The organism is Nitrospirota bacterium, assembly GCA_016178585.1.
Lineage (GTDB): Bacteria > Nitrospirota > Nitrospiria > JACQBW01 > JACQBW01 > JACOTA01.
Genome location: JACOTA010000018.1, coordinates 83,609 through 100,706, shown reverse-complemented (window position 1 = coordinate 100,706; position 17,098 = coordinate 83,609). Strand labels below are relative to the sequence as shown.

Here is a 17,098-nt window from a genome sequence, read left to right as displayed (position 1 = left end):
TCAAAAATCCCGGCTGATTTTAAAACTGATCGAATATTTTTCAAAAGCTCCCAGCGCCGAAGTTTGAGCGGTTAATAAGGAGGTGGATGAGGAGGTCGTCGGAATATCAAAATTGGTCATATTTTTAAAAATTTGAAGATGGGTCGACAATGACCACATCGGTTCAAACCGGTAAGCGACTTCCGTTTCCACCATGATCAAAGAATGGGTTTGAAAGTCGTCGACAATCTCCCCCCCGAAAGCCTGATGGGTAAATTGCTGGTAACGGCGGATCGCGTAAGAACCTCCAAGAGAGCAGCTCAGAAGATTTGTAACCGATTTGACGTAATTCATTCCGATCGAATGAGACTTAAAGGCAAACTGATCATCCACAATCCGGTTAATAAAATAGGTATAAGAAACACTGATCACATCCCGCTCTCCGATGATCTGCGAGCTGGCGAGGGTGAGGTTTTGCCTTTCCGCTTCGAGTCTCTGACTGATATACGAGTGACTTCGTTCATAAGAATAAGCGGCCGAAACCGACGACGGGAAAAAACCTGATTTGGAAGAAGATAAACTGACAGAATGACTTAAAAAAGAGGGGCCTGTTCCCGTATGGGAATAGGTCAACCGGAGCCCGGTGTTGACGCTGTATTTCTCAAGAAAACGGGTGTTGACCGATATCCCCTGATTCAAGGTTAGAAAAATCTCCTGAGACCTGGAGTAGGCCGCCAGACTTCCAGAGGTAGAAAGAGGAATGGTCCATTTTGAATTCCTCAACAAAATGTAAGAAAGGTTTCCGTTAAGCTGGTTGGAGATATCGCTTTGAGGATGAGTTGAAGAAGAATTGACATTACTGTCGTAGTTAAAAAATTCATGGGACAGGGAAGTCGATAAAGGCTTGAGACTCTCCAGGATTTGCGGAATCCGGATTTGTGTCGCCTCATAAATCTCCTTTTGCCCGTTTTTATCTCTGGCATAGGTTGCCGCTGCCCGGTACGCCTCAATCGCTTTCAGCAAATCTCCCTTATGATCCAGCGCGAGCGCCAGCCGGAAGTGATAATCGGCTTCCAGCGGATTGATTTGCGAAGCTTTTTCATACGCCTGTTCAGCTTTTCCAAATTCCTGTTTTTTTTCATAAAGAAGACCCAGGCGATAATGAGAGTCCCCGATTTCAGAACTGAGCTCCAGCGATTTTTTATAGGCGGATTCCGCTTTTTCATCATCCCCTAATTTTTCATAAATAAACCCAATGTTATGATGGGGAAGCGGGTTATAGGGGAAAAGCTCCGAGGCTTTCTTCAGGAGTTTGAGGGACGGTTCAAACCGGCCGGTTGAAAAAAGCTCGTTTCCTACGATAAAGTATCCGGCCCCTTCTTCCATCTGTTCAATCAAAGGAGCCATATTTTGCATCTTTCGAAAAGATTCTTCGACTTCCCATTCTTCTCCCCCATAATGGATCGTCTCTTTAAAGCGGGCCATGGCTTCCCGGTATTCTTCCAGGGCCTCTTTAACACCGCCCGCCCGCTGGGCCGTATTGCCGGAGATTTCAAACATCAAAGCCAGCCAAAAATGAGTAAGCGCATGATCGGCTTTTAATAAAAGCGCTTTTTTAAATGAATCGGCGGCTAAGTCAAACTTGTTTAACTTGACCTGGGCCAGGCCGAGATTATAAAAGGCATAAGAATTTTTGTCGTCTAATTCGGCGGCTTTCTGAAAAGAGTCGTTAGCCTCTTCATATTTCTCCGCTTGAAAATCGTTTATCCCTTTTGATAACAGCATTTTAGCTTCTTTGTATCCTGGAGAATCAAACCGGTCAGACTCAAGCGCCAGAGCCGCCTTGACTTTGACGAGCCTTTTTTGAGCCTCCAACCCCTCCGGTGTATTTTGACCCGAGGAGGCGGCCGCGATATATTCTCCAAAGGCCTCCTGAAGCTCTCCTCTCCCTTCATAAATGGTTCCGAGAAAGAGATGGGCGGGATAAAACCCGGAATCTTCATCGATCACCTTTTTAAAATATTTAAAGGCTTCAAAGGTCTTTCCCTGCCGGTTGGCAATTAACCCCAGAAATAAAAGCGCGCCCCTGCTATGCGGGAGAAGCGAATTTAAGGACAAATAAGCTTTATACGCCTCATCCAGTTTTCCAAGATTGTAGGCTTTTTGCCCTGTGTCAAAGTATTCCTTCGATTGCAAGGCTTTTTCGGGCGTTTCTCCAATGTCCAGAAGCCTTCTGTTTATATTTTGGAGAATCGGCCGGGCATCGGGATAGAGATTCCCGACCAATAGACCGGTGTTGTAAATATTCACCGCTTTCTCGATTTCCCCCTGCTCTTCATAAATCTGACCGGCCTGATAATAGGCCAGGAAAAACAAGGGCTCCACCTCAATAATTTCTTTAAACGTTTCCAAAGCCTGGCGACGCTCTTTCTTTTGCATTAAAATCAACCCATATAAATACAATCCGGAGGGCTGTTTGGGGTTGATCTTTAAAAGAGACAAAATATTTTTCTCGCTCTCTTCGAGATTCCCTTTCCGAAAGGCTTCAGCCGCTGTCTGGTATAAACTTTTCATGATTTGAAGATCAGACTGATTCAAGCTTTCTCCTAAAACCCTGTGCGCATTGATCACGCTTAACCCAATGAATAAAATGAGAAATCCTTCAATTAGAGTTCTGCTCACGCTCACAATTTTTGTCTACCTTTATCCTTTTTTTTAAAAAAATGGAGAAGGCCTCAGACCCTCTGGGCCTTCTCCAAATGACATCACGACCTGCCATCCTGAGATTCCAGAACCCGGCGGAGAAAGAATGTATCCCCCTCATCCTGGTGGTCTCACAGACTTCCCGCTAAATTATTGAAGGGGTGTTGTTAACCCACCCGAATAATAAAGCGGAGGAAGCGGATGCGGTGTCGCTGGAGGAACACCACAACCCAGGCACGAATAGAGATAACCTCCTTCATTCTGCTGAACAAGCTGGTTGATCACCTTCGCGTTTCCGAAACTATGAAGAATCGGAATGCGCAAAAATGTCTCGTTCTGCGGATTGTTGGTCTCTCTGAGGGTCTTGAATTGACCTCCGTTACAGGGCGCCGCGTCGGTGCAGGTGATAATGCCGACGTCGTCCGCCCCGGGAACGATATCCCCCGGCTTACAGGTTCCAGCCGCTACGCAAGGATCACTTCCTCTGACGATATGCCCGAGGACTCCATCTGCTCCAGCCCGGGTTGCCGGGTTTAGAGCGGGGGAATCCGAGGCACCTGCAATTCCGGAAGGACCGGCGAGGTTCCGATTCAGAGCATAGGTCGGAACCCTTCTGGGCAGGCCTGTCGCTGGATCAATGACGACATTCCCATAGGTATCAAGCGCATTGCTCGATCCGCAAGGAGACGTAGCCGTACACTGAATAAACTCGCCTGGATCCGCGTAGGTCTCTTCCTCAACATTCGGTCCGCTTCCACCCGTAAAGTTTATTTTCAAACTTTGGTTGCTGGAAAGCTCTTGTTGAGAAAGCCGATCGTCGACGAGAAACGGCGCATTGGCCAATGTGGCGGGACCAATGACGTGTGTTCCGGCACTGTCTGTCATCGTCAGGTTTCCACCTGGCGTCCAGGTCCAGCTACAGAGTCCGCCAGCGCAGTCGGCAGCGTTTTGGTCCGTGAAGGACGTCCACGATGTTGTGGCCCGACCGAAGGTGGCCTGTGAGGTGAAGTCCTGGGTCAACGTTCCGGAGGCTATATTTCTCGCCACTAGGACATCGGGTGTCCGTTGTCTTTCGTGAGGAATATACCGTGGAAATTTACCCGCCGTAATGGGGGCCGTGGGATGATCGAGAAAAACCGCCATGGAAATCGCGTTTTCCGACGCACCCGGCGTCCCCAGATCGGGAGTAAACTGCCCCTCTTGAAGCAGGGGAGCAAACCCGGTTAGCCAGAGTCCCGCGCCAAACGACAGGGTCGACATCATCCTGTATCCCGTGCGATGATGGTCGCCCGTTGGCGGCATGAATTCGGTCCCATTTCTGGGCTCGAAATATCCTCCCGTTCTCCACCCATTCAACGCGAGATTTGCCTGACCGGCGCAATCAGTCCCATTGCAACGACCATTTGCAGGATTCAGAAGCCCGGGAACAAAAGTATCTCCCTGAAGCCCCGCGCTTGCCGTGTTGTTGACATTATTAACGTCAACAGCAAAGGCTAGCCCTGAAGTGAGACAAACCACGCAGATGAGCGTGAAAAGGCTCATTTTTGTGATTTTCATAGTTTTTTTTCCTTTCTTTATTGTTGTTACTGCTGCTGTTATTAATGATTGTTTCGTTTTATTCATTTTTATTTTTTCACCCCCTTCCTCTTTTTATTTTTCAAAAAAAGGTGTCTCCCTTTTTTTGAAACCTTTAATAACGGATCATGCTAATTAAGGCTGTTCAAAAAGCTTTAGTTGCCCCCTTCGGGGACTTCCTCCATTTTAATTTTTGGAGGTAGGTCGCGAGGCCGCATGGAGACACAAAGCTTGCTCGCGAGCGGTCCCGCAGCGAAGCTATGCTTTTATCCTCTTTAGTGAGGATTGCCGAGCGACGAGAACAAAGCAAATGAGGCTTTTTCAACAGCCTGTTAGGGACAGCCGGCTGATGGCCCCGCCGTCAACGCATATCCGTTAACAGAATCATACGTAAAGGCTCCCTGGCAGGATCTTGTTAATCCGCCAGTGGCTTGCGGATCATTAATCGTTTGTTCAAAAGTTCCCTTTGCGCTCCCCGTTAAATTTCCATTAGGATCGGTTAATGAGATCACGCTAAACTTTAACGAAAAAGACTGGCTGTTTTCCGGAACGGTCTGGGTCAACTGAGTTTCGATTTGATTGCACCGGAACCCCGTTCCCAAGCCGTTACAACCGGGCGCATCCAGCTGCAGCCGCGATAACAGTCCATGCGCAGTCGATTGAAGAACCACACCGTCCTGAGAAACTTGACTGGAGACCGACGGAACACACCGGTTGGTGGCCTCAAACAGGAGTTGATCACAATTTTGGTTAATGACTCTTGAACTGCTTCCACCGGGAGCGCCAAAACCGAATTGGGTGCTATTTTGGAGACAGCAGGGAATGGAAGTGTTTGGAAAGGGAATTGGCCCGGGGGTTTCGGGAAGTGAAAATCCCCTGAAACCGGCATCGTTGGTTGTTTTAAAATTGGTGTTATGAAAGGTTAAAGTTTCACCCGCTTTCACCCAATGGGGAGAAAAAAGAGCCAACACGATAGAAAAAGTTAATACTATTAAATATTTAAATGAATTCATCTTTGTTTACATCCCTTTTATAGGACTTTCATATTAAACCTCCGGAAGATGATATTTATTCCCTAATTTTAATGGGGACCCGTGCGGAGAAATGATTAAAACCTTATGTACGCTGGGGAATCGCTCCCAAAGCTAGCTCGGAGCCTCCAGATGCCCCCATACCCCAAGCTCGGACAGGCAAAACCTGATCCTCATTTCCTAAAAGTAGATTTTAAAAAACAGATCCAGACTAAAACCATCGACCTCAATGGCCAGTTTTTCAATATTTGATGTCACATCATTATTCGTGGAGGTGGTGGTGACCTGTCCGAAAATAATATCGTCACCGATTTTGGGAGGCGGAGGAGGAAATTGGGCCGTGTTGGCATTAGGAACTCCGGCCTGTGGAGAAAGAAACTCCTGAAATCCAGCTGGAAAATAGCGGGTAACGGCTAAATTTTTAATATCTCCCACAATATAACGGATTCCACCCCCGAAAGAAAAATTTTTGGATAAAAAATATTCTCCCTTAACCCCCACCCGGCTGCTATATCCCCAGCCCATCGCCTCCGTCGAGCTCACTGACGCGAAATTGAGGTTGTCACTGACGAGCCTAACACTGCTGTCCATGGTTAAAAAAGCCAGGGAGATTCCAAAAAGTCCGAGGTCGGCATAAATCCGGCTTTGCCTTGAATCCTCATAGAGAAGATAGCGCCAGCCTGCCCAGAACTGTTCTAAAACCAGGTTATACCGGGCGCTCCGGGAGGCACACCGGTAATCAAATTCCACCGGAACGGAAACACAGGAAACAAAATGCGCAGGGGTGGGTCTGGCAAAAATAGGGATCGGAATAATATCTCCATTAATGGTCTGGCCATGCCATAAACTGGTGGAAAGAAATAATGCCGATTTTTGAGAAAGATCATAGTTGAGTTCAACCCCAAACTCGACATTGCCGGATAAATCATCCATCACTATATTTTTTTTATTCGATTGAAACTGCTCATTGCCGGGGAGGAGAAAATTAGGGTCTTGAAGAATACCCAGCCGGGGATTAGAAATGACCGTGTTCAAAGTCTTCAAGCGAGGCCGGTAAAAGCCGGAGAAGACCTCCACTCCCCAGCGAGAGTGTTTGAGCTTAGGCGCCGGATCTTGAGGGGGCTGAGTTGGGATGGTTTGGGCAAAAGAGGGGGAAGGGGAGGCAGAGGGATACAACCACCCAAACAAGATGAAGAAAAAACCGATCAAAAATAACTGTTTCATTCATATCATGAAAAAATAGAGAACCTCCTAATCTAAACCATGAAATGAGTGAAATTATTCCAAAAAAAAACGCGGTTTTAACAAAAACCGCGTTTTTTTACTCTAAATTCTTTATCGTTGGAATATCAATGCGTTAAATACGATCAATAAATGATTGTATCTTAGGTTCCATCTCCTTATTTCCGCCATGACAAATATGGCATCCGTTTCCGACATCTTTTCTTGATTCTGAAATCAAGACATAACTCCGGGGTTTATTCTGCCAGGTGGTAATATGATTTCCCTGAAAGTTTAAATTGTAAAATTTAAGACTCTGAATTTCCTCCGGGTTCCCTTTGAATGGAACAAAAGAGTCGTAGTCAGACACCATCAGGGTTATCATTTTTCCCTCAGAATCCTTATAAAAAATCAATACGGTAGGAATCCCCTCAATCATCTGAAGATTGGCTCCAATCAAATTTAACTTTGAAACTTCCGGATCAGAGAGATGAATGTCAAATCCCCCTCTGCTTTTAATCAGTTGCCTCAATTTTTCTGGATTTGAGTTCTCAAATTGAAGCTTAAAGGGTTTATTTTGATACGAAACATGATATTCCAGCGCTTCTTCAACCAGGTGAGACAATTTGACCTCAGAAGGCTTGAGATTAAACAAAATTAAACCCAGCAAAACGACCGTAACGCCTATCGTTGCCGGATAAAAAATCTTAAACCACTTTTTTTGAACTGTTGAGACAGGGCTTTTATCTTTTATCAATTCATTTAGACGTACTTTCAGATCATGAGGCGCCTGTTCCCTGGGTAAATTGCTTTTATAGAACGTTAACAGCTCTTTTTCTTTTTGAAATTTAATCCGGCAGCTGGAACAGGTGTCGAGATGCTCCTGAATCAATATCGCTTCTTTTGTAGGTAGTTCACCATCCAGATAAGGATGCATAATATTAAGGATCGTACTGCAATCATACATTTTTTAAAAATGCTCCAGGAGAGTTAGCGTTTCACAAACCTTTAAAGTTTTTGTAAAAGAAGCGCCCGTTGGTTTTTCATACTTTTTTTAAAGTATACCATGGTTTTCCCTTTTCAGAAAACGAATAAACACACATATTTTAATATAGCTTATTAAAAAATTTGATGATCCTCAACCTTAATTCACTGCCAATCATATGATTAAACCGTTTAGAAGAATGAGTCATTCCATTTTTTTATTGTAAAAAGTCATTATTTTTAATCGTTGTCACCTTTAATGCAGTCGTAAGCAGTCTGAAAAAATACATTTCTGTCATTCACATGTAAACTTTATGTAAACGGGATAAATGATTCGTCTCGCTACGGACCCGCTCGCGAGCAAGCTTTGTGATTCCCTTTGGATTCCCGCTCCCCGCTAAAAGCATACGGGGACAAGTTTAGCGGGAATGACGCCTTTTTAACGAGACCATCAAATATAATATTCAACTGCCGTTTTTAGGTTTAAAGGAAAAGTATGGAATAAATACACTCTATTGAAGGTTTAAACGTGACACCCGGAACGATTACTCAGGGAAACACTCACCAGGGGGGTAGATGAAAATGAAAAAAGAAAAAAGATGTTTAACCGGATTAATTTCCCAATCTAATAACTCCGTGACGAAATGGACGGTCTGTTTGGGAATTTTGCTCATCGTTTTTGGAATTCTTCCTCCCCCTGTGAAGGGAGCAAACTGGAACGTAAATATCGGTCCAGGTGCCCAATATTTTACCCAGAGCAGTCTAAATGCCTCTGATATCGGAACAAATAACCTCACGATTAATCAAGGAGACACGATTGCCTGGACATGGAATGACGGGGGAACTACTCACACAGTCACCACAACGGATGGGATTTCTTCTGCCAGCCCATGTTCAAGTGGAGCAAACTTTGATTCCGGTTTTGTATCTTCAGGTACTTTTACCAGCCCCGCTTTCACTGCCGCCACTCCGGCAGGGAATCCCTGTAAATTTTACTGCCAGCTTCATGCTAATCCAGGTTCAACAAGTGGCATGATCGGGCATATTACCATCAACGCTACCAGCGGAGGGGGAGTTGGCACAACCCCTGCAGGCGGTGGAACGGGCGGAGGTGATTTTGAAACCACCGGTCTTTTTGATGCCGACGCTGTGCCCGATCTTGTCATCGCTTCAGCTGCTATAAAGAAAATTCAACTTTACCCCATGACTGCCGGAGGAAGTTTCGTCGGAGGCGCCCCACCCGTTCCCGCATTTTCAATGAGTGATCCTGACGCCCCGCAAGGAGTGGCGGCAGGAAACTTTAACAACAATACAGATGCCTTTGATGATATCGTTGTGCTTGATAAAGCGGCGAATGGGTCAACTTATTTGTCCGTTTACTACGGAAACAGGGCAGGAAGTTTCGCCACAACAACCGGGGGTAACGGATTAGCGGCGAAACAGTTCATCGTACCCAAAACAGGCGGAGGCTCCGAAACGCTGACCTCCGTAACCGCAAGGGATGTGAATGGTGACGGAAGAACGGATTTGATTGTCACGATTGCGCCTTCGACACCGGGAGGTAATCCGACTCCCAAGATCCTTTTGGGAAATGGCGATGGCACCTTTACAAACACCACACTCTATATCGCGAGTCCTGTGTTGACCTCGATAACGGTGAGTCCGGCCAGCGCCACCATTACGGGGCCGCCCCGGCAGTACACGGCAACCGGAATCGACCAATTGGGGTCCTTGATGACCGGAGTAACCTTTACCTGGACGTCGAGTGATCCGGCCATTTGCGCCGTCGATTCGACTGGACTTGCAACGGGCATATCTGTAGGCGGACCGATCGCCATTACGGCCTCCTCAGGGACAATTAGTGGAACAGCGAATTGCACGGTCGGCCCGATCAACGCCGATGTCAAGGCTTATTTCCTGTCTGCCACTTTAAGCGGAAGCAGCATGTTTGTCAGTGATACGATATTTAATTCGGGCCAGGTGAACCTCCCATCAGTGGATGTGGGCTTGTACCTTTCTCCCGATGCGATTATTACAGGATCAGGCAATGATATTCTCATTGGAAAAAGGATTGCTTCTAATCTGGCGGTCAATGGATCAAGTTCTGCGACAACGGTGATCACTTTAAGCAACATTCCAACAGGAAATTATTACGTTGGAACGTTGGCTGATTATCAACACAAAATTATCGAAACCGACGAAACTAACAATACGGGTGTAACAACAGGAACCTATTTGGTTGGTCCCGATCTGATTAATTACCAGATCTCAGGAACTATTTCAGGAACGAACATTTATCTCAGCGATACCCAGCAAAACATTGGAAACGAATCGGCGGGCCCCTTCACCGTCTCTTTTTACTTTACGGCGGGAACAACGCCCAACCCGTCAACTGATACCTTGATAGGCAGCCGCAGTCTGTCCGGTCTTGCAGGCGGAAGCGCGACCAATTCCGCAACAACGATCTTCGCCATCCCCATCACCGCGCCGGCCGGAACCTACCATGTCTGCGCAATGACCGATTCAGGCGGTGCCTTAACGGAGACCCATGAAACTAATAATAATCTTTGCACGTCAACCACTTACACAATCGGACCGGATCTGATTACCTATCAGATTTCTGGCTCACTTTCAGGAACCAGCATCTACATCAGCGACACTCAACAGAATTTGGGAAATAAAGGGTCCGGGACGTTTGTAGTGACTTATTACTTTACTCAAACGATCTCTTCCCCTGCATCCGGATATTCAACAGGCACACGTAATGTAACCAATCTGGCTGGCGGAAGTGCGACAAACTCGGCGACAACCGTATTCCCAATTCCCTCCAATACACCCGTCGGGGTTTATTATGTCTGCGCAGTTAGTGATTCAGCAAACACCGTGATCGAAACAAACGAAGCGAACAATATCCTTTGCACAACGACAACTTACACCATTGGGCCAGATTTAACCGGATTTCAAATATCTGCGATTCGTTCTGGAAATTCATTCTATATAAGCGACACAGAACAGAATATCGGAAACATCGCGGCAGGAGCATTCACAGCTTCGTTTTATTTATCCACAACCCCGGCGCCCGGTCCAAGTAAAATTCTCCTGGGAAGCAGAACCATCCCGGTTCTGGCCGGAGCTTCGGCGACGAACAGTGCCACAACGATCTTTACCATCCCTGCGGGAGTTCCCGCAGGAAATTATTATATCGTTGGAGTTGCTGACTCAGGAAATGTAATTGCGGAGACCAATGAAAGCAATAATACATTAGCCACCGCGGGTATTTTTGCTTTGCCATAAGGTTTTTATTTACCTCCAGAAAAATACAGACAGCGATATTCCGGGAATTGAATGACTCAATTCCCGGTTTTTTTTGCGCTTCAAATGCAGAAAACCTGCATTGACAAAGGGTGTTTTGTGTGGTAGCTTTTTTGTATTGTATTGGAGAATTTTCGTTATGCCAGCTCAAATTTTGGTCGTCGATCAAAACCCTATCATCCAAACAACGATTGAAAATACACTCATCGCCCAAAATTTTGAAGTGACCTGTGTCAGAGACGCGCTTTCCGGGCTGGATCTCGCCTATAAAATAAAACCTGATTTGATTATCGCGGATATGCGAATGGAAGGGTTGATGATATACAGCTTTTGCGCCAGAATCAGGCAGAAGACTTTCCTGTCTCATATTCCAATATTCTTGTTAGTCCAGCAAAACGACGGTTACGACGAAGCAAAACTTCGGCAATCCGGCGTTGTCGGCTTCCTTAAAAAGCCTTTCGATGAAAAAGAACTCAAAGAATCCTTAAAACCCTATCTCGCGAGATTTTCAGATAATTTTTCTGACACCGTTTTATCTCCCCCCCTGGAGAGTCCCGTCAGATCCGAAATGATCGAAAAACCTGAGGAAGCCTTTAATCTCGATCAAACCGTATTTGAAAAGACGGTTATGGACTCTGGTAAAGCAAAAACCGAACGGGCTTCTGTAGAAGAAACAGTCAATATCGAGGATCTTTTGGGATGGTCGGCTGATGAGGTTTCTCCGTTTTCCGAGGTCATTTCCTCTCCTGCTCCCGAAGAAACCGAAGGGACAGGTTTGACCAAACTTATGGAAGAATCCGCTCCTTCCGATACCACCGTGAATCCATTTTCTGCCGATACCCAATTGGACACTTTGCAGGAAACCTCGGGGATAACAACCGACTTCGAAGCAACGACAACAAATTTTGAGACGTCTGCCTTTATCGAGGAACCCGTTAAAAATTTTGAAGAAGTCTCCCCGATTTCCATCCCTTCCGGGGGAAAAGAGGCGGACATGACGAAAATAACCCAGGAGATTATCGAAAAAGTCGCCTGGGAAGTGGTCCCGCATCTAACGGAACAGGCCTTAAAAAAGGAAGCCATTGCCGCGATGGTCGAAAAAGTGATCTGGGAGGTCGTCCCTTTCATTGCGGAAAAGTCGGTTAAAGAAGCCATCAAAAAAATCACGGAAGAACTTGAGTAAATTCCCGCCTTAACGATCTCCATTTAAAGCCCAAGAACAGCGATAGACTTCGCACCCACTTATTAATCATGTCATTGCGAGCACCGAAGGGTGCGTGGCAATCTTATCGTAAAATCTTGAGATTGCTTCGCTTCGCTCGCAATGACAACTTTCTATCGCTGTTCTTGGGTAAAGTTATTCGTTTGCCAAGGACAGAGATAGAGTTTATAATTTTTTTCCTGTCATCGCGAGCACCCGTAGGGTGCGTGGCGATCTCGGGTTTAAAAGACGAGATTGCTTCGCCTTCGGCTCGCAAAGACACATTCTATCTCTTGGGCGTTTTAAGTGAGTTGATTTTTATGGCTTAAAACTCTAAACTTTAAATTCTATAGATTCAAACCCATCACCGAAAAATACCAGACAGGGGTATTCTTGGAAACAGATCAAAAACCAGACTATTCTCTCAGAGTCCGCCTCGTGCGAAACAAAATGACTGAAAAAAACCTGTCAGGTTTGATTGTTCGGGGCACCGACAGGTTCCTGAATGAATATGTTCCTGAGAGCGAAAGCACAAGAGTCTGGGTTTCCGGATTTTCCGGAAGCGCGGGAGACCTTTTCATCACCTTGCGGGACGCTTTCTTATTCGTGGATGGGCGTTATCATCTCCAGGCAGAACACCAGGTGGACCCAAAAATTTTTAAAATCGAAAAAGTTCCGTTAGGAACCTCCCTTGAAAAGGCTCTTATCCAGAAAATTAAAGATCTTTTTCCGGCTACACCCGCCCGCATTGGATTCGAACCGGATCGCTTCAGCATTGAAACTTTTGATCGACTCAAAAAGAGCGCTGAGAAATTAAAAATTGAAACCGTTCCGTTGACCCCGTCTCTGGTGGAAGAGGTACGGGGTCCCATCAAAGAAAAAACCGGCAAGATTTGGAAAATTTCCCCTTCTTTAACCGGATTCCCGGCGGCCCAAAAACTTGCCCGGCTCCGGGAGTTTATGTCATTCAACGGCATCGATCTCTGGTTTGTTCAAACACTCGATGAAATTGCCTATATGACAAACCTTCGGGGAAATGAAATACCTTACCAGGCAACTTTTAAAAGCCTGGTTCTGGTGACTTCCGATCGTTGTTACGTCGCCCTTCCTGAACCTGAACGGGCTGAAAATCCGGAACTAAAAGAATTAACCCTTATTGACATCGACGATTGGAAAAATATTCTTAAAAACAGTGAAAAAAACCGCACCGTCGGGTACGATCCCTCTACCACCACTGAAGCCATCCGGATGATCCTGGTTTCCCACTCCTTTAAAACGATTCCCCTTCCGTCACCCATTGCCACGATGAAGGCCAACAAAACTCCTGAAGAATTGACCCATATGATCAAGGCCTTCGCCAAGGCCGATCAGGTGGTCAATAAAGCAAAACATTGGCTTTGCAGGAAAACTTCTTCAGGTGAGAAAATAAGCGAAACCCGGTTTGCTGAAAAAGTCGCCAAACTTTTTAAACAATCCGGCGCCTTCTCTCTTTCTTTTCATATTATCAGCGCGGCCGGAAAAAACGGGGCCGTGATTCACTACTCCAATCCGGATCCGGATCGTATGATCTCCAACGGAGAGCTCATGCTTCTTGATACCGGAGCCTATTATGAAGGGGGATACGCGACCGATTTGACCAGAACTTTTTTGGTCGGAGATTCCAAAACAAAGGGAACGGAAGAACAGAAAAAAATATTCACCACGGTCTTAAAAGGAGCCATTGCCGGAATGGACGCGGGTTTTCCTAAAGGAACCTCGGGTGCCGCTTTAGATGCCATTGTCAGGGCTCCTTTATGGAAAGCGGGTTACAATTACAATCACGGAACGGGACATGGCGTAGGAATCAATGTCCATGAATCTCCGCCGAGAATCAGCTCCCAGGGCGACTCTATCCTCGAAAAAGGTCATGTTTTTTCAATTGAACCGGGAATTTATTTATCCGAGTTTGGAGGCGTCAGAATAGAAAACCTTTGTACCGTCATTGATCACCCAAAATACCCCGACTGGCTTACGGTGACTCCGCTCACCTTTTCTCCCCTCGACGAAAGGTTAATCGATCACTCCCTTTTATCCCGGGAAGAAAAAAAATGGCTCAGGTGGTACAAAAACCAGTCTAAAATCAGCCATATTTCCCCTCCTTTACCTTTTTTGGCTTAACCCGTGAACAGCAACTCCTTGTTTTGCCCGTCATCGCGAGCACCCGTAGGGTGCGTGGCGATCTCGGTTCAAGATGGCAAGATTGCTTCGCGGAGCCTGTCCTGAACAAACCTGAGATTCTTCGGCTTCGCCTCAGAATGACAGGTGAAGGGCTCGCAATGACACCTTTCCATATATGTTTTAGGGCTTAATTCCGTTCTTTACAGGCAGACTGAGTTTTTGTTACTATTTTTCTCTTATGTTTAAAGAACTTTCAAAAACTTACGAATTCAAAGAGATCGAACCTCTGCAATACCAGAAATGGCTCGACGAAGATTTATTTCATGCCGATGTCCGCTCTTCGGCTCCCCCGTTTTCCATGGTGATCCCTCCCCCCAACATTACCGGCGTTCTCCATATGGGGCATGCGTTAAACAACACCCTGCAGGATATCCTGGCCCGGTGGAAGCGGATGCGGGGTTTTAATGTTTTATGGGTCCCAGGGACCGACCATGCGGGGATCGCCACCCAAAATATCGTCGAAAAACAATTGGCTAAAGAAAAAAAGAAAAAAGAGGATATCGGACGGGAAGCGTTTATTCGAAAAGTCTGGGAATGGAAAGAACACTCCGGCAGAACGATCATTCAACAACTCCAGAGACTGGGCAGTTCCTGTGATTGGACGCGGGAGCGGTTTACGATGGATGAAGGGCTTTCCCGGTCGGTCGAAGAGGTATTTATCCGGCTGTTTCAGGAAGGGTTAATCTACAGAAGTGAGCGGCTTATTAATTGGTGCATCCGGTGCCAGACGGCGCTTTCAGATATCGAAGTGATTCATGAAGAGGCTGAGGGGGCCCTTTATTACATTCATTACCCGTTAGCAGATGATCCGGCACAGGGCCTTCCCGTCGCAACCACCCGGCCAGAAACCTTGCTGGGAGACACCGCCGTGGCCGTTCATCCGGAGGACCCGCGTTATCAAACCTTTATCGGGAAAAAAGTTCTCCTCCCCCTGGCCAACATCCCTATTCCTGTCATCTCGGACTCCGCCGTTGACCGGGAATTTGGATCCGGGGCCGTAAAGGTCACGCCTGGCCATGATTTTAACGACTATGAAATGGGTGTTAAGCATCACCTCCCTCTTGAAAACATCCTTACCCCCGCCGGAAAAATTATTTCGAACGCGCGAACCGGTGAATTTGCCGGAATGGATTTCCCAACGGCACGACAAAAAGTGGTTGAGAAATTAAAAGAGGATGGATATTTAATCGACATCAAAAAACATCTTCACGCGGTGGGAAAGTGCCAGCGTTGCCACACCGTTGTAGAACCTTATCTTTCCAGCCAATGGTTTGTCCGGATCTCGCCTCTCGCCCTCCCAGCCATTGAGGCCGTTCGAAAGGGAGACATTAAATTTATTCCCGAATTTTGGGAGAACACCTATTTTGCCTGGATGGAGAACATTAAAGATTGGTGTATTTCCCGACAGCTCTGGTGGGGACATCAAATTCCGGCCTGGTACTGCCTGGCGTGCCATCCTGAATTAAAGAAGGGGAACCCGTTTCTTTTTAAAACCCTTGATCCTGTGGTCAGCGCGGCAAAACCGGAATCCTGTAAAAAATGCCGGGGCAAGGCGTTTATCCAGGACCCTGATGTGCTGGATACCTGGTTTTCATCCGCGCTCTGGCCCTTTTCAACTTTAGGATGGCCAGACCAGACGGAGGATTTGAAAAAATTTTATCCGACCTCTGTCTTATCAACGGGGTTCGATATCATTTTTTTCTGGGTTTCCCGAATGATCATGATGGGACTTAAATTCAGGGGAGAAGTCCCGTTTAAAACGGTCTATTTTCACGCCCTGGTCCGGGACGCGGAAGGGCAAAAAATGAGCAAATCCAAAGGCAACGTGATCGATCCGATCGCTTTAATGGACCGGTATGGGACCGATGCCCTGAGGTTCACCCTCGCCTCAATGGCCGCCCCTGGAAGGGACATCCTGCTCGATGAAGAGCGTTTTGCCGGTTACCGAAACTTTTGTAACAAGATCTGGAACGCCGCCCGCTTTATTTTACTCAATTTAAAAAATGAAGAAGATCTTCCGGGTTCAAAACCGGCCCCTGAAACCCTCCCGGATCAATGGATTTTAATCAAATTAAACGAGTGTGTTCGCCAAGTCAATCAGTCCCTTGAGACATTTCGTTTCGATGAAGCCGCAAACGCCCTTTATCATTTCATCTGGCATGAATACTGCGACTGGTACCTCGAATTTATCAAACCGATTTTATTTGATTCAGAAGCGGAATCAACCCGGCACATCATGGCCAGCGCCTTTCGAGAAATTCTCCTTTTACTTCACCCTTTTATGCCCTTTATTTCTGAAGCCATCTGGCCCTCTCTTTCTCCCGGGAAAAGAAGTATTTTAACCCTTTCCTATCCTCAAACCGAGCCCCTTTCTGATGACAAAGGGATCGACAAACTGATGGAAAATCTCAAGGAAATTATCAAAGGGCTAAGGAGCATCCGGGGAGAGAATAATATCCCTCCGGGTAAGGAATTAAACGCTTACCTCGTTCTAAAAGAGGAGGCGGTTTCCCTATTGACTGAGCAGGAAGCCTACATCAAGAGACTGGCCAGGCTTTCCCATCTTTTCATCAGTTCTCAACTTGAAAAGCCGGCTTACTGCGCGACGTACGTATGCAATCTGGGAACCCTTTATGTCGATTTGACCGGAATTTCTGACCCGAAAGATGAAATCAAACGGTTGGAAAAACAAATTGAAAAAATTCAACTGGATCTTTCGCTAATAGCGAAAAAATTCGACAACCCGAATTTCGCTAAAAACGCGCCTGAAAAAGTGGTTAAGGAAGAAGAAATCAGAAAAAAAGCGCTCGAAGAGAAAAAAACTTTTCTTGCAGAAGAAATTCATAAACTGAAATCCTTTTTCTAAATCCGAACC

At 46.3% G+C, this 17,098-nt stretch carries 9 protein-coding genes; 4 read left to right on the top strand and 5 right to left on the bottom strand.

Features of this window, described 5'->3' with window-relative positions:
- The 5 genes from HYR79_03495 to HYR79_03475 all read right to left on the bottom strand — a co-directional run bounded on the left by HYR79_03495 (window position 1) and on the right by HYR79_03475 (window position 7,476).
- Window positions 1-2,577, bottom strand: a complete 2,577-nt coding sequence (locus HYR79_03495) for a tetratricopeptide repeat protein (GenBank protein MBI1820754.1) — start codon at window positions 2,575-2,577, stop codon at window positions 1-3.
- Between the two features lie 255 nt (window positions 2,578-2,832).
- A complete protein-coding gene (locus tag HYR79_03490; GenBank protein ID MBI1820753.1) occupies window positions 2,833-4,239 on the bottom strand; it encodes a hypothetical protein in 1,407 nt (468 codons plus the stop codon).
- A gap of 350 nt (window positions 4,240-4,589) precedes the next feature.
- Window positions 4,590-5,270, bottom strand: coding sequence for a hypothetical protein (locus HYR79_03485; protein MBI1820752.1), 681 nt, complete (start codon window positions 5,268-5,270; stop codon window positions 4,590-4,592).
- A 198-nt stretch (window positions 5,271-5,468) separates the two neighbouring features.
- Window positions 5,469-6,512, bottom strand: coding sequence for a hypothetical protein (locus HYR79_03480; protein ID MBI1820751.1), 1,044 nt, complete (start codon window positions 6,510-6,512; stop codon window positions 5,469-5,471).
- Between the two features lie 133 nt (window positions 6,513-6,645).
- Entirely contained in the window at window positions 6,646-7,476 is an 831-nt protein-coding gene (locus HYR79_03475; GenBank protein MBI1820750.1) for a zf-HC2 domain-containing protein, read from the bottom strand.
- Between the two features lie 593 nt (window positions 7,477-8,069).
- Between HYR79_03475 and HYR79_03470 the strand changes: the two genes are divergently transcribed.
- The 4 genes from HYR79_03470 to HYR79_03455 all read left to right on the top strand — a co-directional run bounded on the left by HYR79_03470 (window position 8,070) and on the right by HYR79_03455 (window position 17,089).
- On the top strand, window positions 8,070-10,787 hold the full coding sequence (locus HYR79_03470; protein MBI1820749.1) for a VCBS repeat-containing protein: 2,718 nt from the start codon (window positions 8,070-8,072) through the stop codon (window positions 10,785-10,787).
- A gap of 157 nt (window positions 10,788-10,944) precedes the next feature.
- Window positions 10,945-11,988, top strand: a complete 1,044-nt coding sequence (locus HYR79_03465) for a response regulator (GenBank protein MBI1820748.1) — start codon at window positions 10,945-10,947, stop codon at window positions 11,986-11,988.
- A gap of 411 nt (window positions 11,989-12,399) precedes the next feature.
- Entirely contained in the window at window positions 12,400-14,163 is a 1,764-nt protein-coding gene (locus tag HYR79_03460) for a M24 family metallopeptidase (GenBank protein ID MBI1820747.1), read from the top strand.
- Window positions 14,164-14,401: 238 nt separating this feature from the next.
- Window positions 14,402-17,089: a valine--tRNA ligase gene (locus HYR79_03455; protein MBI1820746.1), complete on the top strand. Its 2,688-nt coding sequence runs from the start codon at window positions 14,402-14,404 to the stop codon at window positions 17,087-17,089.
- The last annotated feature ends 9 nt before the right edge of the window (window positions 17,090-17,098 follow it).

Bases quoted from the DNA above. Each gene is read 5' to 3' on its own strand.
- HYR79_03480 (MBI1820751.1), bottom strand. From the start codon at position 6,512: ATGAAACAGTTATTTTTGATCGGTTTTTTCTTCATCTTGTTTGGGTGG.
- HYR79_03490 (MBI1820753.1), bottom strand. From the start codon at position 4,239: ATGAAAATCACAAAAATGAGCCTTTTCACGCTCATCTGCGTGGTTTGT.
- HYR79_03465 (MBI1820748.1), top strand. From the start codon at position 10,945: ATGCCAGCTCAAATTTTGGTCGTCGATCAAAACCCTATCATCCAAACA.
- HYR79_03485 (MBI1820752.1), bottom strand. From the start codon at position 5,270: ATGAATTCATTTAAATATTTAATAGTATTAACTTTTTCTATCGTGTTG.
- HYR79_03470 (MBI1820749.1), top strand. From the start codon at position 8,070: ATGAAAATGAAAAAAGAAAAAAGATGTTTAACCGGATTAATTTCCCAA.
- HYR79_03475 (MBI1820750.1), bottom strand. From the start codon at position 7,476: ATGTATGATTGCAGTACGATCCTTAATATTATGCATCCTTATCTGGAT.
- HYR79_03455 (MBI1820746.1), top strand. From the start codon at position 14,402: ATGTTTAAAGAACTTTCAAAAACTTACGAATTCAAAGAGATCGAACCT.